Origin of the sequence: Salinisphaera sp. T31B1, from assembly GCF_040361275.1 — a bacterium.
Classification (GTDB): Bacteria; Pseudomonadota; Gammaproteobacteria; order Nevskiales; family Salinisphaeraceae; genus Salinisphaera.
On the sequence record NZ_APNH01000001.1, the window covers coordinates 699,495 to 723,389 of the forward strand.

Annotated in this window: 18 protein-coding genes; 16 read left to right on the forward strand and 2 right to left on the reverse strand. The window is 63.6% G+C overall.

Annotated elements, in window-relative coordinates; genetic code table 11:
- The first annotated feature begins 16 nt into the window (after positions 1-16).
- The 11 genes from atpG to T31B1_RS03280 all read left to right on the forward strand — a co-directional run bounded on the left by atpG (position 17) and on the right by T31B1_RS03280 (position 15,448).
- Entirely contained in the window at positions 17-877 is an 861-nt protein-coding gene (gene atpG, locus T31B1_RS03230; RefSeq protein WP_353248019.1) for a F0F1 ATP synthase subunit gamma, read from the forward strand.
- A gap of 74 nt (positions 878-951) precedes the next feature.
- On the forward strand, positions 952-2,343 hold the full coding sequence (gene atpD, locus T31B1_RS03235) for a F0F1 ATP synthase subunit beta (protein WP_353248020.1): 1,392 nt from the start codon (positions 952-954) through the stop codon (positions 2,341-2,343).
- Positions 2,344-2,413: 70 nt separating this feature from the next.
- The gene (locus T31B1_RS03240) at positions 2,414-2,827 is read left to right on the forward strand and encodes a F0F1 ATP synthase subunit epsilon (protein ID WP_353248021.1); all 414 of its coding nucleotides are present in this window, start codon (positions 2,414-2,416) and stop codon (positions 2,825-2,827) included.
- A 276-nt stretch (positions 2,828-3,103) separates the two neighbouring features.
- Entirely contained in the window at positions 3,104-4,231 is a 1,128-nt protein-coding gene (locus T31B1_RS03245) for a hypothetical protein (RefSeq protein ID WP_353248022.1), read from the forward strand.
- 130 nt (positions 4,232-4,361) lie between these two features.
- The gene (locus T31B1_RS03250; protein WP_353248023.1) at positions 4,362-6,020 is read left to right on the forward strand and encodes an OpgD/OpgG family glucan biosynthesis protein; all 1,659 of its coding nucleotides are present in this window, start codon (positions 4,362-4,364) and stop codon (positions 6,018-6,020) included.
- Positions 6,017-8,470: a glucans biosynthesis glucosyltransferase MdoH gene (mdoH, locus tag T31B1_RS03255; RefSeq protein ID WP_353248024.1), complete on the forward strand. Its 2,454-nt coding sequence runs from the start codon at positions 6,017-6,019 to the stop codon at positions 8,468-8,470. The genes T31B1_RS03250 and mdoH overlap by 4 nt, the downstream gene beginning before the upstream one ends.
- A gap of 30 nt (positions 8,471-8,500) precedes the next feature.
- Positions 8,501-9,877: a bifunctional UDP-N-acetylglucosamine diphosphorylase/glucosamine-1-phosphate N-acetyltransferase GlmU gene (gene glmU / locus T31B1_RS03260; RefSeq protein WP_353248025.1), complete on the forward strand. Its 1,377-nt coding sequence runs from the start codon at positions 8,501-8,503 to the stop codon at positions 9,875-9,877.
- Between the two features lie 48 nt (positions 9,878-9,925).
- Entirely contained in the window at positions 9,926-11,755 is a 1,830-nt protein-coding gene (gene glmS, locus T31B1_RS03265; RefSeq protein ID WP_353248026.1) for a glutamine--fructose-6-phosphate transaminase (isomerizing), read from the forward strand.
- A gap of 505 nt (positions 11,756-12,260) precedes the next feature.
- The gene (locus T31B1_RS03270; RefSeq protein WP_353248027.1) at positions 12,261-13,505 is read left to right on the forward strand and encodes an MFS transporter; all 1,245 of its coding nucleotides are present in this window, start codon (positions 12,261-12,263) and stop codon (positions 13,503-13,505) included.
- Between the two features lie 40 nt (positions 13,506-13,545).
- On the forward strand, positions 13,546-14,823 hold the full coding sequence (soxC, locus tag T31B1_RS03275; protein WP_502950926.1) for a sulfite dehydrogenase: 1,278 nt from the start codon (positions 13,546-13,548) through the stop codon (positions 14,821-14,823).
- A complete protein-coding gene (locus T31B1_RS03280) occupies positions 14,810-15,448 on the forward strand; it encodes a c-type cytochrome (protein ID WP_353248029.1) in 639 nt (212 codons plus the stop codon). The genes soxC and T31B1_RS03280 overlap by 14 nt, the downstream gene beginning before the upstream one ends.
- Positions 15,449-15,657: 209 nt before the next feature.
- On the opposite strand, the gene T31B1_RS03285 is transcribed toward T31B1_RS03280, so the two are convergent.
- Positions 15,658-16,239 carry a cupin domain-containing protein gene (locus T31B1_RS03285; protein WP_353248030.1) on the reverse strand — a complete coding sequence of 194 codons (582 nt, stop codon included), beginning with the start codon at positions 16,237-16,239 and terminating at the stop codon, positions 15,658-15,660.
- Between the two features lie 326 nt (positions 16,240-16,565).
- On the opposite strand from T31B1_RS03285, the gene hisD reads away from it, so the two are divergent.
- The 5 genes from hisD (at position 16,566) to T31B1_RS03310 (ending at position 22,541) form a co-directional block, all read left to right on the forward strand.
- Positions 16,566-17,891, forward strand: a complete 1,326-nt coding sequence (hisD, locus tag T31B1_RS03290) for a histidinol dehydrogenase (RefSeq protein ID WP_502950908.1) — start codon at positions 16,566-16,568, stop codon at positions 17,889-17,891.
- Between the two features lie 29 nt (positions 17,892-17,920).
- A complete protein-coding gene (locus tag T31B1_RS03295) occupies positions 17,921-18,970 on the forward strand; it encodes a TRAP transporter substrate-binding protein (protein ID WP_353248031.1) in 1,050 nt (349 codons plus the stop codon).
- Positions 18,971-19,073: 103 nt separating this feature from the next.
- On the forward strand, positions 19,074-19,550 hold the full coding sequence (locus tag T31B1_RS03300; RefSeq protein WP_353248032.1) for a TRAP transporter small permease: 477 nt from the start codon (positions 19,074-19,076) through the stop codon (positions 19,548-19,550).
- A complete protein-coding gene (locus T31B1_RS03305; RefSeq protein ID WP_353248033.1) occupies positions 19,547-20,827 on the forward strand; it encodes a TRAP transporter large permease in 1,281 nt (426 codons plus the stop codon). The genes T31B1_RS03300 and T31B1_RS03305 overlap by 4 nt, the downstream gene beginning before the upstream one ends.
- Positions 20,828-21,275: 448 nt before the next feature.
- The gene (locus T31B1_RS03310; protein WP_353248034.1) at positions 21,276-22,541 is read left to right on the forward strand and encodes an MFS transporter; all 1,266 of its coding nucleotides are present in this window, start codon (positions 21,276-21,278) and stop codon (positions 22,539-22,541) included.
- A 184-nt stretch (positions 22,542-22,725) separates the two neighbouring features.
- On the opposite strand, the gene prpC is transcribed toward T31B1_RS03310, so the two are convergent.
- Positions 22,726-23,841 carry a bifunctional 2-methylcitrate synthase/citrate synthase gene (gene prpC / locus T31B1_RS03315; protein ID WP_353248035.1) on the reverse strand — a complete coding sequence of 372 codons (1,116 nt, stop codon included), beginning with the start codon at positions 23,839-23,841 and terminating at the stop codon, positions 22,726-22,728.
- Positions 23,842-23,895 lie beyond the last annotated feature (54 nt).

Sequence of the window (23,895 nt, forward strand, 5' to 3'; positions counted from 1 at the left end):
GTACTGGAGTCCACTGATGGCCGGCGCAAAGGAAGTCAAAGGCAAGATCAAAAGCGTAGAAAATACGCAGAAGATCACCAAGGCCATGGAAATGGTGGCCGCGTCGAAGATGCGCAAGGCACAGGAGCGCGTCGAGGCGGCACGCCCCTATGCCGAGAAGATTCGTCGCACGATCGGACATCTGTCGCAGGCCAATCCGGATTTCGAACATCCGTTCATGGTCGAGCGCGAAGTCGAGCGCGTGGGCATGATCGTCATCTCGACCGACCGCGGGCTGTGCGGCGGTCTGAACATCAACCTGTTCCGCAAGGTGATGGGTGAGCTGCGGCACTGGGAAAAACAGAACGTGCCGGTCGAGATGGTCGTGGTCGGCCGAAAGGCGGCCAGCTTCTTCCGCCGCTTCAAGGATCTCAAGGCCGAGGTGCACGATCTGGGGGATACACCCCATCTCGAGGATCTCATCGGCACGATCAAGGTCATGCTGGACGACTATCGGGAGGCCCAGGCCGACCGCGTCTACCTGATGTCCAACCAGTTCGTGAACACGATGACTCAGAAGCCCGAGGTCCAGCAGTTGCTGCCGGTTCAGGCTAGCGAGGACAACGAGCTGCCCGACTACTGGGATTACATCTACGAACCGGATGCCGGTGACCTGCTCGAAGACATCCTTGTGCGTTATATCGAGGCGCAGGTCTATCAGGGCGTGGTCGAGAACGTGGCCTGCGAAATGGCCGCGCGGATGGTCGCGATGAAGTCGGCCTCCGACAACGCCGGTGAGATCATCGACGACCTGCAGCTGCAATACAACAAGGCGCGTCAGGCAGCGATTACCCAGGAGCTGGGCGAGATCGTGGCCGGTGCCGAAGCGGTCTCGTAACGCGCGGATCGTATTTCTAGTCAATCGAAACAGACAGTCCGGCGGTCGCGGATCGCCCTGGTGAGGAATCGGATATGAGTAGCGGTAAAATCGTACAGATCATCGGCCCCGTCGTGGACGTGGAGTTCGATCGTGATTCGTTGCCCAAGATTCACGACGCGCTGATTCTCAAGGAAAAGGATCTGGTGCTGGAAGTCGAGCAACAGATCGGCGACGGCGTCGTGCGTTGTATTGCCATGGGCGTCACCGAGGGCTTGACCCGCGGCGGCACCGTGGAGAACACGGGTGCTGCGATTTCGGTCCCGGTGGGTCAGAAGACGCTTGGTCGTATCATGGATGTGCTCGGCCGGCCCATCGACAACCAGGGTGAGATCGGCGCCGAGGAGAGCGCGCCGATCCACCGTGCCGCCCCTTCGTTCGAAGATCAGGCCGGCGGTCAGGAGTTGCTCGAGACGGGCATCAAGGTCATCGACCTGCTTTGCCCGTTCGCCAAGGGCGGCAAGGTCGGCCTGTTCGGCGGCGCCGGCGTGGGCAAGACCGTCAACATGATGGAGCTTATCCGCAACATCGCGGCCGAGCACTCGGGCTACTCCGTGTTCGCCGGTGTCGGCGAGCGCACGCGTGAGGGCAACGACTTCTACTACGAGATGAAGGAGTCGAACGTCATCGACAAGGTGGCGCTGGTCTACGGCCAGATGAACGAGCCGCCGGGCAACCGTCTGCGCGTGGCCCTGACCGGCCTGACGATGGCCGAGTTCTTCCGTGACGAAGGGCGCGACGTGCTGCTGTTTGTCGACAACATCTACCGTTATACGCTGGCCGGTACCGAAGTCTCGGCGCTGCTGGGCCGCATGCCGTCTGCGGTGGGCTATCAGCCGACGCTGGCCGAGGAAATGGGGCTGTTGCAGGAGCGCATCACCTCCACCAAGACCGGGTCGATCACCTCCGTGCAGGCTGTCTACGTGCCGGCGGACGATCTGACCGACCCCTCGCCGGCTACCACGTTCGCCCATCTGGACGCGACCGTGGTGCTGGCACGTGGTATCGCCGAGCGCGGTATCTACCCGGCGGTGGATCCGCTCGACTCGACGTCGCGTCAGCTGGATCCGAACGTCATTGGCAACGACCACTACCAATGTGCACGTGACGTTCAGCAGACACTGCAGCGGTATCGCGAGCTCAAGGACATCATCGCCATTCTGGGCATGGACGAGCTCTCCGAAGAGGACAAGCTGTCGGTATCGCGCGCTCGCAAGATCGAACGCTTCCTGTCGCAGCCGTTCTTCGTGGCCGAGGTATTCACCGGTTCGCCGGGTAAATATGTACCGCTGGCCGAGACGATCCGCGGCTTCCGCGGTATTGTCGACGGCGAGTACGATCACCTGCCTGAACAGGCGTTCTACATGGTCGGCACCATCGACGAGGCCGTGAAGAAAGGCGAGGATCTGGGCAAGAAGGCGGCCTGAGGTCGGCGTCTTGGCCGGGCAGTTCCGGGTTGGCCGTCGCACAGACGGCCGCACACCATAGAGCAGCGATATGAAACTACACGTCGACGTCGTCAGTGCCGAAGGCCAGATCTACTCCGGCTCGGCTTCCATGGTGTTTGTCGCAGCGGAAATGGGCGAAGTCGGCATTGCCCCGCGCCACGCCCCGCTGTTGACGCGGATTCGTCCGGGGCAGGTGCGGATCCAGCAGGACGGCAAGGACGAGGAGACCTTCTTCGTTTCGGGCGGGATTCTCGAGGTCCAGCCCCATCTGGTGACGGTCATGGCCGACACCGCCGAGCGCGCCGCCGATATCGACGAGGCGGCTGCCGAGAAGGCCAAGCAGCGCGCCGAGGAGGCAATGTCCAACGCCGAGGACCGGGTGGATATGGCCCGGGCCCAGGCGGAGCTGGCCGAAGCGGCAGCGCGTCTGAATATGGTCAAGAAGCTGCGTAGCGGCCACTGATCGGCGACCGGCCACGCTCGCGCCGCTTTGCGCGTGGCAGGGGCCGGTACTCGCGCACACATCCGAGGAACTTAGCGTCAAGTTTAGCTTTATGCCGTAACTTGCGGTTTGTGCTGGCTTCGCTTAGATTGTTGCGGTGCGATATCCGCTTCGCCGAACCCGGTGGCTCCCATGCGTGCCGTACGCTTGCCGATCCGACTTCTTCTCGTTGCTGCGCTGTGGTCCGGCGCTACCGTGTGCGCATATGCGGGCCCGACCAAGTCGATCTCCCCGTTCATGTCATCGTCGTTCAGCCGGACGGTGCATGGCGATCAGCGTTCCATCGATCTCAGCGATATCGCCCAGGGTCTGGGCGAGGCCGATGCGTTCGTGGGCGTGGATGCGCTCAGTACCCGCGAGCGGCAATATCTAACCAGTGGTCTGGAATGGCGGTCGGGCGCCAGCGACGCGCCGCTGGTGCACGTGTCGGCGCTGCAGACCGAGGGCCGTGGCGATGGCCTGGGCGGTGGCCAGACGCTGGTACGGGCCGAAAATCGTCTAGACCTGGGCAGCCGCTGGTTTCTGCCCGATCTGACGACCGAAATCGCCCAGGTCAGCAACAGCGGCGATAGCCAGGCCACAGCGTTGGGCGGGCGTGCCGCACGTATCGGCGTCAGTCAGGAGTTCGGGCCGGCTTCACTAAACCTCGGCTACTACCAGGCCGATCCGTCGTTCGACGCGCTCGGCAGCAACGTGACGGCCGGCGATCGCGGCATGGAGCTGGAGAGCAGCTACGACCTGGGTGCCGACTGGCGGCTGGCCCACGATGTGCGTTTCCATCAGGCGACCGAGCTGCGCGCCGATCCGGCGCTGGCGCAGACGTTTGTGCTTTCGCGCGCCCCACGCCTGACCGACGTCGGAACCCCCTGGCGTGTGAGCGCACAGCTGGGGGCTCCGGCAGTCGCGGCGGACGCCGGGCGCCGGGCCCCGATGGCGCTCGAACTCGGCGCACAGACAGCCCGCTGGCGCGCCTGGCGGGTGAACAACACGCTGGGCTGGTACGACGCCGGGCTCGACGCGCCGCTGGCGTTGCCGGTCCAAGGTGGCATGTGGCAGATGTCGGCCAGCCGCGGACTCAATATCGCCGGTTTGTATACGGAGATCACGCCAAGCTTCTCGCTGGGGGGAAGCCGGTATGACGATCTGGGTTTGGGCACGCGCACCGGTCTGAGCCTCGGGCTGTCCCGGCTCAGCGACAGTATCGATCTGAACGTCGACTATCTGTCGGCGGGTTGGAGTCCGGTACAGGGGCGCGACAGCGACCTGCAGATGACGCTCAATTTCACTCAGAGTACATCGGCGATCATGCCGAGTCTGCGCTCGATGGCATCAAGCCTTCGTTTGCCGTGGCAGCCCCGTTATTGAGTGCACAAAGTTTATTTTCGCCCGCTTTGCTGCGGATTTGTTAAATTGGTAGCACGACAGGCGGAACTCGTTCGCGTGTCGCACTGTCCATGACCTGCACCGATGGGGCCCGGGTAATTTGGAGTCATTAATGGAAAGGCACTGCCCATTGGGCCTGCTTCGAGGGCTTGTCGTGTGCGCGATGCTCGCCACGCCGCTCGTTCCCGCATTTGCCGCGGATGCGGCCGATACGTCGGCCCCCAGGAGCGATCCGGCCGCGTCGGCGGACGCCAAGGGCGGCGCCGACGCGAGCGCCGGTGCGCGGGACAACGCACAAGCACCCGACGAGCGCCCGGCTCAGGCGTTCGGCTACGACCAGGTCGTCGAAAAAGCCAAGGCGCTTGCCGCCAAGGGTTACACGCCGCCCGCGCAAATTCCGAAATTCCTCCAGGATTTCGATTTCGCCCAGCTGGACCAGATTCAGTACAGAGCCGATCAGGCGCTGTGGCACGATGCCGGGCTTGGCTTCGAGGCCATGTTCTATCACCCGGGCTCCTACTACACCCATGCGGTGAAGATGAATCTAGTCAACGCCAACGGTGTCACCCCGTTCGCCTTCGACAAGAATCGCTACACCTACCCCAACGACGACTTGAAAAACCGTGTGCCGGATGATCTTGGCTATGCGGGCTTCAAACTCCTGCATGAGCTCGACAAACCGGGCAAGCTGGACGAAGTGGTGTCGTTCCTGGGGGCGTCGTATTTCCGCGGCCTGGGTGCCGACGAGCATTACGGCCTGTCGGCGCGTGGCCTGGCGATCAATACCGGCAGCGACAAGGGCGAAGAGTTTCCCTCCTTCGTCGAGTTCTGGCTGGTCGAGCCGGCCAAGGACGGCGACGACATCACGGCCTATGCGCTGCTGGATTCGCCCAGCGTATCGGGTGCCTATCGATTCATGATCACCCCCGGTTCGGCCACGGTCACCCATGTCGAAATGACCCTGTTCACCCGCAAGGGCATCGACAAGCTGGGCGTAGCACCGCTGACGAGCATGTTCACCTGGGGCGAAAACAGTCTGACCCGGCTCGACGACTACCGCCCTGAAGCACATGATTCAGACGGTATGCTGATCTCGTCGGCCAACGGCGAATGGGTCTGGCGGCCCTTGGTCAACCCGCAGAAACTGTGGATGAACCAATTCTCGGCCAACAACGTGCGTGGGTTCGGGTTGCTGCAGCGCGATCGTAATTTCGATCACTACCAGGATCTGGACTACGAATACGAAAAAAGGCCGAATGCATGGATCACGCCCGCCGGCGACTGGGGTGAGGGCCATCTGGAGTTGGTCCAGATTCCTTCGGACAGCGAGGTGAACGACAACATCGCGTTGTACTGGGTGCCCAAGGAGCCGGTCACGGCCGGACAGCGTTTGCACTACGGCTACGATATCCGCTGGAGCGCCGACCAGGCCGCACCGGATTCGCTGGGCCATGCGGTTGCCTCGCGTATTGGCCGTGCGGCCGTGGTGCCGGGCCAGCCGCGTGATTCGATCCGTGTGGCCATCGAGTTCACCGGTGGTGAGCTGGGCAATCTAGTCGATGCCAATTCGGTTCAGCCGCGTGTCAACGCCATGCGCGATGCGACCATCAACAACATTCAGGCGGTGCGCAACCCGCATACCGGCGGCTGGCGCCTGACCTTCCTCGTGCCGACCGCGTCGCTGGATTCGCCGCTGGAACTGCGTGCCTATCTGGCCGATAGCAAGGGCGGGGCGTTGACCGAAACCTGGACATACGCGCTCGCCCCGTGAGTCCAGATCACAGCCGACCCGACGATGCCATCGTGCGGACACTCAGCGCCTACCTGAAGCGTCTGCCGCTCACGCCAGAGCGTCGTCAGAGTCTGTACGCGAGCGTGATCGCGACCCAGCCTACGGACATGACACACGCGTTCGGCGCGCTCGCCGACGAGTTGGCCAGCGGACAGGACGACGAGCAGGCGCTGGTGGCGCGGGTGCAGGCCGCCTACCCCGGGCTGCACGGTAGCGACCAGCCCAGCGGCGCGCTGCGCGGTGCGTCCATGCCGCGTCTGAATCGCTGGCCGATGTCGCCGGCCGATATCGATCGAAGGCCCTGGCGTGTGTTGTCGCCGCTGGTGCCCTGGCTGCGCCGCGGAGGACGCGCCCTGCCCAAGGCGGTGCCGAGCCGGCTCAAGGCGGTGGTGCGCTGGCGGCAATGTCTGCTGGCGACCATGGTGGCCATTCCCGCGGCCGGCGCGACAGCCTATATGGGCACGGTATTGCCGCACCGCGGCGCCACGCTGCTGGAAACATTCATCCTGGGCGCCGCGTTCATGCTGTTTGCCTGGATTCTGGTGGGATTCTGGACCGCGCTGTCGGGGTTCTTCGTGCTCTCGCGCGGCGATCGCTACCTGGTCCGCGGCGAGCAGAATCCGGCCGCCGATGACGGCGCGCGTACCGCCATCGTCATGCCCATCTATGAAGAGGACGTGTCCCGCACGTTCGCGGGGCTGAGGGCGATCTACGAATCCCTGGAGGCGACCGGACGTCTGGCCGAGTTCGATTTCTTCGTGCTCAGCGATTCAGTCAAGCCGGATACCGTCGTCGCCGAGCAGAAGGCATGGGCCGATACCTGCGATGCGCTGGGTGCGTTCGGCCGTTTCTTCTATCGACGCCGGCGAGCGCGGGTCAAGCGCAAGAGCGGCAATCTGGCCGATTTCTGTCGCCGTTGGGGCGGCCATTACCGCTACATGATCGTGCTCGATGCCGACTCGATCATGGTCGGCAAGACGCTGACCGCGATGGTCGACCGCATGCAGGCCAACCCCAGTGCCGGATTGATTCAGACGCCGCCGACCGCGGTCAACCGTGACAGCATGCTCGCTCGCGTGCAGCAGTTCGCCACCCGGGTCTACGGCCGTATGTTTGCGGCGGGGCTGCATTTCTGGCACCTAGATAACGCCCACTACTGGGGGCATAACGCGATCATTCGTATCGCCCCGTTCATGGCGCACTGCGCACTCCCGCGTCTGCCGGGCCGCGGCGCGCTGTCCGGCGAGATCCTGTCGCACGATTTCGTCGAGGCGGCGTTGATGCGGCGCGCGGGGTGGGGTGTATATATCGCCTACGACCTCGCGGGCAGCTATGAGGAAGTCCCACCCACGCTGCTCGACGAACTCGGCCGCGACCGGCGCTGGTGTCAGGGCAATATCCAGCATATCCGGCTGCTGTTTTCGGACAATCTGGCGCCGGCTCACCGGGCCCTGTTCGCCAACGGGGTGATGGCCTATACCTCTGCGGCGATCTGGTTCATCTTCCTGCTGTTGTCCAGCGGCGAGGCGATACTGGAGGCGCTGCGCACGCCCGACTATTTCCCGGTCGCCGGTGCGCTGTTTCCGCAGTGGCCGGTCTGGCAGCCGATATGGGCAGTGAGCCTGTTCGTAGCCACTCTCGTGGTGCTGTTTCTTCCCAAGATTCTGGGGATGGCCATGATCATCTGGCGCGGGCGTCAGGCGGAGTTCGGCGGCGTGGGCAGTCTGGTCGGTTCCACGCTCATCGAGATCTTCTTGACGTCGCTGCTCGCCCCCATCCGCATGCTTGCCCATACCCGCTTCGTTTTCACGACCCTGCTCGGCATGCAGGTCAAGTGGGACAGTCAGCAGCGGGCCGATGTACAGGTTGCCTGGTTGCGTGCGCTCCGCTTTCATCTGCCCGGTATGATTTTGGCCGTGGTTTGGGGCGGACTGCTTGTCTGGTACACGCCCGGTTTTGCGCCGTGGCTGGCGCCCATCCTCGTGCCGTTGCTGCTTGCGCCGGCGGTCACCGTGCTGACCTCGCGAGTCGATCTCGGTGTCTGGATGCGCCGCCACGATCTGCAGCTGATTCCCGAAGAGCGGCACCCGCCGGCGGAGCTGGCCCGCGTGGTGGAACTGGAAGCGGCAGCTGGTCCCGAGGCGGACTTCGCCGATGCGGTCGTCGATCCGGTGATCAACGCCTTGCATATCGGCCTGCAGGGCCGGCCGCGTCGGTTTGCAGACGAGCTCGTCGACTATCGCCAGAGTCTGACGGACCGGGCGCTGGCTGAAGGCGCGCAGTCGCTGACCACCGGTGAACAGAAGACCTTGCTGGCCGATCCGGCACGCATGCGCTGGCTCCACGAAGCGGTATGGACACAGGCGCCCGCGGCCTGGCAGGTGCGCCTGGAGCAGGCGTCTACGCAAGCGCCGGCCGGGTCTGTATAGTCGCCCTACAGTTCTCGGGTAGCATCTAACATGGGTCTACATATTGTCGTGCTCGCCGCGGGCAAGGGAAAGCGCATGCATTCCGCCCTGCCCAAGGTGCTCCAACCGTTGGGCGACCGACCGTTGCTCAAGCATGTCGTGGAAGCTGCGCAGGCGTTGGATCCGGAAGCGATCCACGTCGTCTATGGTCACGGTGCCGAGCAGGTGCAGTCGGCTCTGGGTTATCTGGATGTGAACTGGGTCTTCCAGGAGCAGCAGCTGGGTACCGGTCACGCGGTCGATCAGGCAATCGGCGATGTGCCGGACGGGGCCCAGGTCCTGGTGCTGTACGGCGACGTGCCTTTGATCCGGGCCGGCACGTTGTCGCATCTGGTCGAAGCCGCGGGCCAGAGCGCCCTGGCGCTGTTGACCGTCGTGCTCGACGATCCCAGCGGCTACGGGCGTATCAAGCGCGACGATGACAACCGTGTGGTCGGCATCGTCGAGGAGAAGGACACAAGCGCCGACGAGCGGTATATCCGCGAGGTGAACACCGGCCTTCTGTGTGCCCAGGCCGGGCATCTTCGCGACTGGCTGTCGCGGCTGACCAATGAAAATACGCAGGGCGAGTACTATCTAACCGACTGTATCGCCATGGCGGCCGGCGACGGGATCTCGATCGTCGCAGGCCAGGCGGGCAGCGTCGCCGAGACACAGGGCATCAACGACAAACGCGATCTGGCCGTGGCCGAGCGACAGCTGCAGAAGCGCCAGGCCGAGGCCCTGATGGCTCAGGGTCTGACTCTGCGCGACCCCGATCGTTTCGATCTGCGTGGGTCGCTGCGTGTCGGCCGGGATTGCATCATCGACGTCAACGCTGTGATCGAAGGTGAGGTCGTACTCGGCGATGGTGTGAGCATCGGCCCGCACTGCGTGCTGCGCAACTGTACGATCGGTGATCAGACCCAGGTGCTGTCGCATACCGTCATCGAGCACGCCGAGATCGGCGATCGCTGCCAGATCGGCCCGTTCGCCCGGCTGCGGCCGGACACCCGACTCGGCGATCGCGCCAAGATCGGGAATTTCGTCGAAACCAAGAAGATCCGGCTGGGCAAGGGCAGCAAGATCAATCACCTGAGCTATGTCGGGGATGCCCACGTCGGCGACAACGTCAATATCGGTGCGGGCGTGATCACCTGCAACTACGATGGGGCCAACAAGCATCTGACCACGATCGGCGACGACGCCTTCATCGGCTCGGATTGTCAGTTGGTGGCCCCCGTGGCCGTCGAGCGGGGCGCGACGATTGGCGCCGGCTCGACGATCACCAAGACTGCACCGGCCGATGCGCTGACCTTGACTCGCGGCAAGCAAGTCACCATTGAAAACTGGAAACGCCCGCGCAAGCATACGCCCGGCCACGATTGAGTCCGGTCGGTTCGAGCGAACGTCTTCTAATCAGAGCAAGCCAAAACCATGTGTGGAATCGTCGGCGCGAGTGCGCAACGAAACGTCGAGCCCATCCTTCTCGAAGGGTTGCGTCGTCTGGAATATCGCGGCTACGACTCGGCCGGCATGGCCGTCATCGACGGCCGCTCGCTCGATCGCGTTCGGGCGGTCGGCAAGGTTCAGGCCCTGGCCGACAAGCTCGAGAACGCGCCCAGACCGGGCACGCTCGGCATCGCCCACACCCGCTGGGCCACCCATGGCGGTGTATCGGAGATCAACGCGCATCCCCATGTGTCGACCGATCGGGTCGCGGTTGTCCATAATGGCATCATCGAGAACTTCGAAGGCCTCAAGCGGCGGCTGACCGATGCCGGCTACGAGTTCACCTCCGAAACCGATACCGAAGTCGTCGCGCATCTGATCGAGAGCTATCTCGACGATTCTGCCGATCTCGCCGAAGCGGTCCGACGGGCGGTGGCCGAATTGCACGGCGCCTATGCGCTGGCCGTGGTCAGCCGGGACGATCCGAGTACGCTGGTCGCCACCCGCAGCGGCTCGCCGCTGGTGCTCGGTGTGGGCATCGGCGAGCACTTCGTGGCATCGGATGTGGCGGCGTTGCTGCCGGTCACGCGGCGCTTCGTGTATCTCGAAGAGGGCGATCTGGTCGTGCTCACGCCCGAGGCGTTCGCCATCACCGATGGCGACGGTAGCGCCGTGACCCGCGAGATCAAGGAATCCGAGCTGTCGATTGCCGCCACCGAGAAAGGCGGCTATCGCCACTTCATGCTCAAGGAGATTCACGAACAACCCGCCGCGCTCGCCGAAACCTGGCAGGGGCGAATGTCGGCCGAGGATATTCTGGCCTCCAGTATCGGCCCGCAGGCCGCCGAAATGCTCGATCAGGTCGAAGCGATCCATATTGTCGCCTGCGGCACGAGCCACCATGCGGGGCTCGTCGCGCGGTACTGGATCGAAGCCATGGCGCGGATCCCCTGCAACGTCGAACTGGCCAGCGAATATCGCTATCGTGATCCGGTCGTGCCCCGGAATTGTCTGTTCGTGACCCTGTCCCAATCCGGCGAGACGGCCGATACACTGGCAGCGCTGCGCTATGCCAAGGGTCTTGGTGACGGGCAGGGCTATCTGGCCACGCTCGCGATCTGCAACAAGCCCGAGACCTCGCTCACGCGTGAGTCTGATCTGGTGCTCATGACCCGTGCCGGCCCGGAAATCGGTGTCGCCTCGACCAAGGCGTTCACCACTCAGCTGCTGTGCCTGCTGCTTTTGGCCGGCATGCTCGATCGCGACAAACTGCGCCGCGCCGCTCTGGCCGCCGATATTCGAAAGATTGAACAGGCCGTCAACCAGGTGCTCGAACTCGACGACGCGATTCGCCATCTGGCTGAAGAATTCGTCGACAAGCAACATGCGTTGTTCCTGGGCCGCGGCCCGATGTACCCGATCGCCATGGAAGGCGCGCTCAAGCTCAAGGAGATCTCCTATCTCCATGCCGAGGCCTATGCCGCCGGTGAGCTCAAGCACGGCCCACTCGCGCTCGTCGACGAGAACATGCCGGTTATCGCCGTCGCGCCACGCAACGACTGGCTGGAAAAGGTCAAATCCAATCTGCAGGAAGTTCGTGCCCGCGGCGGCAAGCTCTACGTATTCGCCGACGCCGACGCCGGCCTGGATACCGGGCCCGGCATCACCGTGCTCGACATGCCCCATGTCGACGAGACGTTAGCGCCGATCGCCTACACGATCCCGCTGCAGTTGCTGTCCTACTATGTGGCCGTCGCCAAAGGCACGGACGTCGACCAACCGCGAAACCTGGCCAAGTCGGTGACCGTGGAGTGATCGGCCGACGGCCCGTGGGTTAGGTATTCGGGCGCCGGCGCAATGCTCGACAGTCGAACGAGGCGGCGTAATGGTCACCGGCCGCTCGGCTGGCTCGCCTCGGTTTGGCTCGCCAGCGCGGGGCCGGACGATCGGCTGTTCACACGGATCACGTCCTATCCGGTTGGCGGCAATACACGGATGTCTATCGTTGTCGGGGATCTCGCCGCGACTGCCGCTAGTGCCGCGTAGTCCGCCGGATCCCGGCCGGCGACCCAGGGCGACGCCCCGTCGTGTGACGCCTGTCAGGACTCGTTATCGGCGCGCCTTGAATAGGTATCGGTGCTGCGATGCGACGGTGTATTCACCGTAGGCGTCGCCTGAAGTGAATGACGGCCGAGATCATTGACCCGGATTGTCTGCTGGCAGTACCGCCCTGTTCGAACACGGCGGGCCGCGCCCCACGGACGTATACGTGTGCGTTCATAGTTGGTATTAAAGGACTTTCTCCGGCCATCTGTCAGGTATGAGTCCGAACAGCCCAACTACTGCCCACGACCCGCCCGGACGCTGGGCGGCGCTGGCGATACTAGCCAGCGCCATGCTGCTGGGCATGACAACCTGGTTTTCGGCTACTGCGGTGGTGCCGCAGCTGCGCGAGCTGTGGGCGCTATCGCCAGGCGAGGCCGCTTGGATGACCATCGCGGTTCAGCTGGGTTTTGTCGCCGGTGCACTCACCTCGGCAGTGTTCAATATTGCCGATCGGGTGCCGCCTCGCCGGCTGATGCTCTACGGGGCCATACTCGCAGCGTTCGCCAACATCTGTCTGTTGGCGACCCCACCGGTGGCACTGGCGATCGGTCTACGTGCGGTCACCGGCTTCGGCCTGGCCAGCGTCTATCCGCCGGCCATGAAGGCGATGGCCACCTGGTTCAAGGTCAACCGCGGTACTGCGCTCGGGATCATGGTGGGCGCGCTCACCCTGGGTTCGGCGATGCCCCATCTGGTCAACGGCCTCGGCGGGCTGGACTGGCGAATCGTCATCGTGGCGACATCGGTCTTGTCCGTGATCGGCGGCCTGGTCGCCGCGTTCATGGGCAGCGACGGTCCGTTTGCGTTTCCTCGGGCGCCGTTCGATCTAAGGCAGAGCTGGCGCGCCTTTTCGGATCGGCCCGTGCGGCTCGCCTCGATCGGCTATTTCGGCCATATGTGGGAGCTCTATGCGATGTGGGCCTGGTTTTCGGTCTTCTATGGCGATGTGTTGGCCGGGCAGGCCTTCGATGCACCGCTGGCCACCGCCGCCCTGGCGACATTCGCGGTCATCGGCATCGGTGCGATCGGATGCTGGATCGGCGGCATCCTCGGCGATCGCTGGGGTCGCGGCCGTGCGACGTCGTTGGCCATGTGCGTGTCCGGCGCCTGCGCATTGCTGATTGGCTGGTTGCCGGATAACTACTGGCCGCTTATTCTCATCGTGGGGTTGGTCTGGGGTTTCTGGGTCGTGGCCGATTCGGCCCAGTTCTCGACGGTGATTACCGAACTTGGGGACCAGCGTTATGTCGGCACCGCGCTGACCATACAACTGGCGATCGGCTATATCCTCACCGTGCCGACGTTGTGGCTGATCCCGGTGGTTCACGAACATTTCGGTTGGGCGGCCGCGTTCGGGGTGCTGGCGATTGGCCCAGCGGTCGGCACGATTGCGATGCAGCGTCTGGGCACGTGCGAAACCAAGAGCACGCGTGCGTCGGCGCCTGCGACTACACCATGATGGGTCTGTCTTTCAGGGAGTCGAAACAGTGAATGACGATATGCCGGACAGCCGAGGCGCTGCGCCCGACGCTAAACGCCGTCGGTTGCTCAAGCAGGCGCTTGGTACCGTGGGTGCGCTCGGCGTGCCTCTCATTGCGGGACGCGGGGTCGCGGCCGAAGCCGGCGACAATCAGGCGCCGAACGTGCCCGAGTGGATGCGCAGCCAGGGCAAGCCGATATTGTCTCCGGCCTATGGCGTGCCGTCGACGTTCGAGAAAGATGTCGTACGCACGCCCACGGATCTCACCACGACCAAGACGTCGTCATGGAGTTTTACGCCCCTGCAGGCGTTGGAAGGCAGCATCACGCCGAACGGTCTGGTGTTCGAGCGTCATCACGGCGGCGTGCCGACGATCGATCCCGAGCAGCATCAGCTGATGCTGCATGGCCTAGTCGAGCGGCCGCTGATCTTCGATATGGCGCAGCTCCGGCGATTTCCACAAGTATCGATCAAGCGTTTCCTGGAGTGCTCGGGCAATACGCTCACCGAGTGGGAAAAACCCACCGGTAAGACGGTGCAGGATACCCACGGCCTGTTGTCGTGCTGTGAATGGACCGGCGTGCCGCTGGCGACGCTGCTGCGCGAGGCTGGCGTGAAGGACAAGGCCAAATGGATTCTTGCCGAAGGGGCCGATGCATCCGCGCTCACGCGAAGCATTCCCATGGACAAGGCGCTGGACGATGCGTTAGTGGTCTATGCCCAGAACGGCGAAGCGCTGCGGCCCGAGCAGGGCTACCCGTTGCGTCTGATCCTGCCCGGCTTCGAAGGCAACATGCAGGTCAAATGGCTGCGTCGATTGGAGGTCGGGGACGCGCCATTCATGACGCGAGAAGAAACCTCGAAATACACCGACCTCATGCCGAGTGGTAAGGCGCGCCAGTTCACGTTTGTCATGGATGCCAAGTCGGTCATCACCGCGCCGTCCGGCGGCCAGAATCTGGCCGGCAAGGGTTTCTACGAGATTCGCGGGCTGGCGTGGTCCGGCCGCGGTCGAATCAAGCGGGTGGATGTATCGGTGGACGGCGGGCGCAACTGGCAGCAGGCCGAACTCGATGGCCCGGTACAGCCCAAATGTCTGACGCGCTTCCGATTACCCTGGCGATGGAAGGGCGATTCCGTGCTGCTTCAGAGCCGGGCCGTTGACGACACCGGCTACGTGCAGCCCACGCGCGAGCAGCTGGTTTCGGTGCGCGGCACGAACTATGTCTACCACCTGAATGCCATTCAAACCTGGGAAGTCTCGTCGAGCGGGGAGGTCAGCAATGTCCACGTCTAGAATCCTGCTGTTGAGTCTGATCCTGGGATGGACGGTCGGGGCGACGGCCGAGGTCCAGCCCGAGGCGGGCGAATACGGGCTTGGCGACCCCGCCAGCGAGGCCGAAATCGCCGGCTGGGACATCGACGTGCCGCCCAGCGGTGCCGGCTTGCCGGCGGGTTCGGGCACCGCGGCGCAGGGTGAGGCCGTATACAACGCGCAGTGCGCCGCCTGCCACGGGCCGGAGGGTAAAGACGGTGCCTACCCGAGACTGTCGGGCGGGCAGGGAACGCTGGCCAGCGACAAGCCGGTCAAGACCGTGGGCAGCTACTGGCCGTACGCCACCACGCTCTACGACTATATTCATCGCGCGATGCCGTTCACCGCGCCCCAATCGCTGTCGGCAGACGATACCTATGCGGTGACCGCCTACGTGTTGTATATCAACGGTATTATCGATCGTGATACCACGCTCGACGCAGATACGCTGGCGGGTATCGTGATGCCCAACAGGGACGGTTTCATATCCCCGGATCCCCGTCCGGATGTACACAACACAGCGTGCATGGATCACTGCGACGAGCGCGCCAATGGCGCGTCCGGATCAGCCGAGCGCAAACCGGACGATGGCGTGCCGACCATGTAGCGATACTCGCCGTAGCGCTCTGCACGAACCGGTACCTGCGTGGTTCGCGTCAAATCGGCGCGGCCGCGCTGCGACCGGTCGGCCATTTCTCAAGCGCCTTTGCCTGATGTGCTTGACCAGCGCGCCGTTGCCCGGGCCTCGTACGCGCGGCCCGGGTCTCTACATCTGCCCGTTTGGCGCTCGGCTGTCGTCCTCAGCCGGGTCGGCGACTAGAAGGTTCTGGGCGTGACGGCGCTGACGACGATGCACTCTTCGTCGGACGTGTTTTCCATACGATGCGGCAGGGTGCTGTCGAAATAGTAGGCATCGCCCGGGCCGAGCGTCTCGGTCTTGTCGCCCACCGTGATCTCCAGCGAGCCCTGGATCACGATGCCACCTTCCTGCGCCTGATGGCTGTAGCCTTCGTCGCCGGTGGTTGCGCCGGGCGCGTAGCGCTCGTGCAGCAGCATCATCTGCGCGTTTTTCAGATTCGCCCCGACCTGGCGGTAGGAGAGTGTCTCGCCGTCGGCGAGTTCGACGAGCTCATGGCTTTTATAGAAGGCCACGCGCTCGAGCGAGTCCTTGGGCGAGAAGAAGTCGCTCAAGGTCGTGTCCAGGGCGGCCAGAATCTTCTTGAGCGACCCCACTGACGGGCTGGTCTCGTTGCGTTCGACCAGCGACAGGAATGGATGGCTCAGACCGCTTCGCTTGGCGACTTCACGGATCGATAGTTGACGCGCCTGTCGCAGCGAACGGATTTGGGGGCCCAACTGCTCGGTTCGGTCTGTGACTTGCTCGGCCGGCTTACCCAAGACAGTGCTCCTCAGCATGGCGATCGCGGCCTTGGAATTATAGGCCAAACACGTCGGCGAATCTGCGGTGACCGGCCCGGGTCGGCTGACGATTTTGCACGCTTCGGCCGGTTGCGTCGACTCGAAGATATTGTATTCAAATAATTAAATCGGCAGATGGGGCGAACCCAGGCGATGCCGGCCGGACAGGCCTTGCGCAACGGCATGAACTCAGGCACGTTAAAGTGGTAAATATATATACCAGTCTATCCGTGCCCCGAGTGGTAAATATATATGCCGACCCGGCACGGAGTCTATTCAGTCGCAAACAAGGATCGAGCAGCCGCATGAGTACAGCACGTCGTTGGACGCAGCCGGAGAAGTTGCGCTTCATCAAGTCGCCGCAGGAAACCGATGCCACTGAAATGGGCGGGATCACCGATAGCGTGACGACCATTCTTCGCGAGGTGGCCGCCGAAGGAGACGCGGCCGTGCGTCGTTTCAGCCAGAAGTTCGATCGGGCCGAACTGGAGGCGCTTGAAGTCACCGAGGCCGAGATCGAACGCGCGTATGCACAGTTCGATCCGCAGTCGCTGGCGGACAGCCAGTTCGCGATCGCCCAGGTCACGGCCTTTGCCGAACGCCAGCTCGAGACCATGCAGCCTCTCGAGATCGAAACCTTGCCGGGCGTACATCTGGGCCATCGGATCATTCCGATCGAAACGGTCGGCTGCTATGTGCCGGGGGGGCGCTATCCGCTCTACTCTGCGCCGATCATGTCGATCGTGCCGGCCGTGGTGGCCGGCTGCCGCGAGATTGTGGCGTGTCTGCCGCCCAATACGCACGAAACCATGTTCGCGCTGTGCCATCTCGCCGGTGCCCACCGCATCTTCAAGATCGGTGGCGCGCAGGCCATCGCGGCCATGGCCTATGGCACCGAATCGGTGCCGGCAGCGGACAAGATCGTGGGCCCGGGTAATGCGTTCGTCAACGAAGCCAAGCGGCAGGTGTTTGGCGCGGTCGGGATCGACCAGCTCGCCGGGCCGAGCGAGATCTTCACCATCGCCGACGACAGCGGTGATGCGCGCGTGATCGCCGCCGACCTGCTCGCCCAGGCCGAACACGATGTGCATACCCGGGTTGGCCTTGCGACGACATCCGCGCGGCTGGCCGAGGATACGCTGGCCGCCATCGACGCTCAGCTGGCAACCCTGTCGACCCGCGACACGGCCGGTGAGGCGTGGGCGCGCCAGGGCCAGATCGTGGTCTGCGAGGACCGGGCCACGCTGATCGACTATGCCAACTTCATGGCGACCGAGCATCTGCAGATTCATGCCACGGATGCGCACGAAATGGCCCGCGAGATTCACAACTACGGCTCGCTGTTCATCGGCGAGAACGCCAGCGTCGTCTATTCGGACAAGTGCTGCGGAACCAACCATACGCTGCCGACCATGGCGGCGGCGCGCTATACGGGCGGGCTTTGGGTCGGCACCTACGTCAAGGTCTGCACACATCAGTGGATGGAGACCACAGGCGTCGAGACGGTGGCGCCCAAGGCTGTGCGCCAGAGCCTGTCCGAGGGCATGGAAGGCCATGCCCGGGCAGCCGCGTTGCGTCTATACCCGCAGGCCCACGATCGAATTCTCGACGGCGACATTCCCGAGACCTGAGCACGATAATCCTAGAAGGGGGTAATACGATGAACGACCTGATGTCCTGTCTGTTGACCGGCGGTCTGGGCAAACGCCTGGCCGCGACCGCGGTGGGGGCCGCACTGGCCATCGGCGTGCCGACGGCCGCCGTGGCGGCGCAATACAACCTCAAGATCGGTTGTATCGAATCGCCGTCCGGCTCGAACACGCGCGGCTGGAAGACCTTCGAACAGTATGTGGAAGCGGCCAGCGACGGCCGGATCGCCATCGAGATTCTGCCGTCGGGCCAGCTCGGCGACACCCAGCAGCTGCTCGAGGGCCTGCAGCTGGGCATCCACAAGATGGCCCAGGGTGACGAGACCATCACCAGTGCCTACAAGCCGATGATGGCTTGGTTCAGCCCGTATCTGTTCCGCGACGAATTGTCGATGAAGCGTTTCTTTGAAAGCGATACCTTCGCCGAGCTGAACGACGACATGGCCAAGGACATGGGCGTACGCGCACTGGCCGTCGCACCCTACGGGTTCTACGACTTCATCAATAAAAAGCGTGATATCAAGACCCTAGAGGACATGAAGGGCCTGAAGCTGCGCACGTTGCCCAACAGTCAGATCACCATCAAGACCTGGGATGCGCTCGATGCGTCGGCGACGCCGGTAGCCTGGTCGGAGATCTACACCTCGATCCGGACCGGCGTGATCGACGGTTTGGGTCATACGCCGAGCATCATGGTCGACCAGAAATACTACGAGGTGGCCAAGCACGTCACGCTCGACCAGAGCATGGGCGTAGCCAACATGTATCTGGTCAACGAAAACTTCTACGAATCGCTGCCGGCCGATCTGCAGGCGGTACTCAAGCAGGGCGCAGAGCTGGCCGCGAACGTCGAGTTCGGCATTGCCAGCTACCGGAATCGCGTCACCGCGCTCGAAACGTTGAGTGACGAAGGCGTCAAGATCTATGCATTGCCCGCCGACGAACGTGCCCGGTTCAAGAAGGCCGCGCAGGACGGGGTCACGCCGTGGCTGAAAAAGACCTCCGGCGACGACAACGTCGAGGCGGTATTCGATGCGGTCGAGCAGATCGAGTCGAACTGATCTTTCCCGGGCCTGATCGGCCGCGCGTCTTGTCGTCCGCTGGGCGATTGAGCGCGCGGCCGGGGCCGCACAAGCGCTTCGTCTGTATTACTTGGAGGCTGCCATGCCTGCCCGACTCTCGTTATGGCTGGGCCGTGCCGTCAAGAGCGTGATCGCCCTGAGCATGCTCGCGATTCTGATCATCGTGTGTGTCCAGGTCTTCTGCCGGTTCGTGCTTGACGACGCCCTGTCCTGGCCGGAGGAGGCCGCCCGGTTTCTGATGGTCTGGGGCTTGATGCTGGGCGGGGCGTTCGCCTTTCTCGACGGCGAACATACGGGCATCCAGATTCTGGCCGGCCGGCTGAAAGGACGGGCGGCGATCGCCAACAGCCTGGTGGTACACGGTCTGATCCTGGGGTTTCTCGGCTGTCTGATCTACGGCGGCTGGCAGGAGATGTCCATGCTCATGCGCTTCAAGACCGGTGCACTCGGGATCTCCAAGGCCATTCCCTACGGAGCGATACCGATCAGTGCTGCACTCTACGGCCTGTTCGCGATCGTGCTGGTCGTACGTCGCCTTCGTCGGGAGCAGGGTCGATGATCATCACGGTTTTGCTGGTCGCCTTCGTGGTGCTGTTGCTCATGGGCATGCCGGTGGCATTCGCGATCGGGGTCTCGTCCACGCTGGCGATCATCCTGTCGGGAGATTCGCTGGTGGTGGCGGCCCATTACATGTTCGGCGGCGTCAATTCCTATCTGCTGGTTGCGATTCCGATGTTCGTACTGGCCGGCGATCTGATGCTCCATTCGGGCATGACCAAATCGCTGACCGATTTCGCCGATCTCTTCGTGGGGCGGCTGCGGGGCGGACTGGGCCATACCAATATCGGTGGCAGCGTGTTCTTTTCGGGCATCACCGGTTCGGCGACGGCCGATACCACGGCCATCGGTTCGGTGATGATCCCGGCGATGTCCGAAAATGGGTACGGGCGTGCCTATGCGACCGCGATCACCGTGGCCTCGTCCGCGATCGGGCCGATCATTCCGCCGAGCCTGACGTTCGTGATCTATGCGCTGGCGGTGGGCAATATCTCCATCGGCGGTCTGTTCGTTGCCGGGCTGGTCCCCGGGCTGCTGACCGCCGTGGCGCTGATGGTCATGAACCACGTAATCAGTACGCGTCGGCGATATCCGAAACGCGAACATCGTTACAGCCCCGGCGAAGCATTCACGATCACGCGCAAGAGTCTCGTGGTGCTGGTCATGCCGGCCCTGATCGCCTTTGGTGTGATCACGGGTATCTATACCGCGACCGAAGCGGCGGCGGTGGCCGCCGCCTATGCATTGGTCCTGAGTCTGGCGATGCGCAAGCTGACGCTGCGCGTCCTGCCGGGGCTGTTCTTCAACGCCTCGAAGACCAGCTCGATCATGTTCCTGCTGCTGGCGACCAGCAGCCTGTTCTCCTACGTGCTGTCGACCCAGGGCGTTCCGGGAGACATCGCCCGGGCCTTCGATGGGCTGACCGATAGTCCGCTGGTGTTCCTGTTGATTCTGAACATCACCCTGCTGCTCATCGGGCTGGTGATCGATCTGTATCCGGCAATACTGATCTTCGGGCCGATCTTTGCACCGATTGCCCAGCAGTACGGCATCGACCCGATCCATTTCGGTGTGCTGTTCTGCGTGAATCTCATCGTGGGCATGAACACGCCGCCGGTCGGCTCGGGGCTGTTCATCGGCGCCGCGATCGGGCGGGTGAGTATCGAAGCCTTGGTTCGCGAGATCCTGCCGTTCATTCTCATGCAACTGCTGGTGCTGACGCTGATCACGTACGTACCGGTCCTGACCACCGGTTTGCCGAGACTTCTGGGGTATTGAGGCATACGCCGCTACGCCGCGGCGCTGAGGGTTGCGAATCGGTCGGCCGTGGCCGGTATGTCTGAGCGCCTGGCCGCCATCGATGAACACACGGCCGCCCGCACCGCTGAGCGACAGCGCGGCCGATAAGGCGGCGCATGCGTTGGCAGGAGCCCGGCGTCTGGCTGATTCGAGACGTATGCGCGAGCCGACCGCGTATGCATACGCTCGAGTGTATACTGTATGCAAAGAAGCGTTTGGCCGTCGCCAAACCGAGTGGTGCTCGGCGGTGGTCGACAGTCTGGCAAGCCAGAGCTGCGGTTCGATATTCATCGGCCGGTTCTCGCCATACTGGCGTTGTGCCGCCGCTTTCTCGGGCCGTCATGCGTGCTGCGTGGGCGACAATAGCTCTGTATTCGATCGAAACGGCCGCCGCCTCATGCCGGGCGCGCCGAGCGGGTGGACCCTGATGACAAGACACCGATGGTACGGGGGCTGGAGCATCGTCGCGGCGGCCACGCTGCTGACCTTATTGACGGTCGGGATGCGCCTGGGCACCGGCCCGTTCTTCCTGCCGATGGCTGAAGATCTCGGCTTCAGCCGCAGCCAGCTCGGCTCGATCGTCAGCGTCGGTATGTTTTTCTACGGCTTGGCCATGCCGCTGGCCGGCTGGCTGGTCAGCCGCGTCGGCACGCGGTCGGTGTTGATCGCCGGTACGGTCATGGTCGCGGTTGCGGTTGCATGGACGGTCATCGCACGTACGCCGATCACGCTATACCTGTCGTTTGGCATCCTTCTTTCGGTCGGGCTGGGTTTCATCAGTCCGGTTGTGTTGACCCCCGTCATCTGCCGCTGGTTCGCCCGCCAGCGTGGCAAGGCCCTGTTCTTCCTGTCGACCGGTTCGATGGCCGGCATCGCGGTAATGACGCCGCTGTTCAGCGTCTCCATCGCGGCATTCGGCTGGCAGGCCACATTGATCGGCTTTGCGGCGGTCCTCATGGGCGTGGCCCTGGTGACTGCTCTCTGGGTGATCCGTGACGAGGTGCCGGCCGAGGCGGTCAACCCGACATATGCGGGTGCGGTGGACCCGAGCGGCAGCGATCCGGCGCCGGCGGATGCCCCGTTCGTGGTCGCCGTCATGTCTGCGCCGTTCCTGAAAATATTCCTGGGGCTGTTCGCCTGCGGTTTCAGCATGAACCTGCTCGGCACCCACGGCGTGCCCATGCTCATGGATCACGGATTCGACTCGACCACGAGCTCGCTGGGTATCGGGCTGATCGGCCTGGTCGCCATACTCGGTACGGTGATGATCGGACGGGTGGCCGATCGTGTCCCGCGGCGCAACCTGTTGGCTTTGATCTACGGTGTGCGCGGGCTGGGATTCTTTGCTTTGCTGATGGTCTACACGCCGCTCGGGCTGTATGCCTCGGCCGCGGTCGGAGGCATGGTCTGGGCCGGCAGCATCGCCACCTCCTCGGCGATGCTGGCCGACGTCTACGGGGTGCGTATGGTCGGGGTGCTGTACGGCACGGCCTATGTCGGCCATCAGATCGGCGCGACGATCAGTACCTGGCTCGGCGGCTGGGGTTTTCAGCACTTCGGCACCCATTGGGTTGCCTTCGGCAGTGCCGGCGTGCTGTTGCTGCTGGCCGCAGCGATTTCGCTGCGCCTGCCGGCAGACGGCTTTGTCTTCGGCGCGAATGCGCGGGGCGCGGTGAAGCAGTCGAGCACATAGCCGGGCCGGCCCGCTCGCCGTACCGCCCGCCGACTGATCGAAGGCGCGAGCGCGGCGCCCAAGCAGGTCGCACCCAGGAGCGGACTGGGCTCAGTGCGCCAGGCCGCTCGCCCCATCCAGTGTTGCGGCGGCCATCACCGCCTCGCCCCGGCGTGCGGGGCGAGGCGGGGCCAGGTCCCGAGCCTTATGCGTCAGGAACGGCGCGCGGCGCCGGGCCCACATATTCGGCGCTCGGCCGGATGATGCGATTGTCGGCGCGCTGTTCGAACACATGCGCGGCCCACCCGGACAACCGGCTCATCACGAAGATCGGCGTGAACAGCTTCGTCGGAATATCCATGAAGTGGTAGGCCGAGGCATGGAAGAAGTCGGCATTGCAGAACAGCTTCTTTTCACGCCACATCACTTGTTCGCAGCGCACCGAGACCGGGTAGAGCGTCGTGTCGCCGACATCCTCGGCGAGTTTTTCGGCCCACTGCTTGATGATGCCGTTGCGCGGATCGGACTCGCGATAGATGGCGTGCCCGAACCCCATGATCTTTTCCTTGCGCTCGAGCATGCCGAGCATCTTGGCCTCGGCATCGTCCGGATCGGTGAACTGCTCGATCATGGCCATGGCGGCTTCGTTGGCGCCGCCGTGCAGGGGACCGCGCAGGGTGCCAATCGCGCCTGTGATACAGCTGTGGATATCGCTGAGGGTCGAGGCGCACACGCGAGCGTTGAACGTCGAGGCGTTGAATTCGTGCTCCGCATACAGAATCAGCGACGTGTTCATGGCCGCGGCGTGCAACGCACTCGCCGGCTTGCCATGCAGCATTTCCAGAAAATGTGCGCCCAGCGAGTCGGCGCTGGTATCGGTATCGATCCGTTCACCGTGGTGGCTGAAGCGATACCAGTAACAGATCATGCCCGGGAACAGCGACATCATGCGATCGGTCGCGTCCTGCTGCTGGCTGAAATCCGCCTCGCCTTCGAGGTTGCCCAGCGTCGAGCAGCCAGTACGCAGCACGTCCATCGGATGGGCGTCGGCCGGAATCCGTTCGAGCACTTCCTTGAGCGTATCCGGCAGATCGCGCAGGGATTTGAGCTTGGCCTTGTAGTCGACGAGTTCTTCGGCGCTGGGCAGCTCGCCTTTGAGCAGCAGATAGGCCACGGCCTCGAACTCGCATTTATCGGCGAGCTCCTGGATATCGTAGCCTCGATAGGTCAGGCCGGAGCCGCTCTGGCCGACTGTGGAAAGCGACGTGCGGCCGGCGACCTGGCCTCGCAGGCCGGCGGTATTGGTCTTGTTTTCGGTCATGACAACTCCTTCACGAGTAGACTGGTTTTCCTGAATCTGTATCCCGACAAGTCG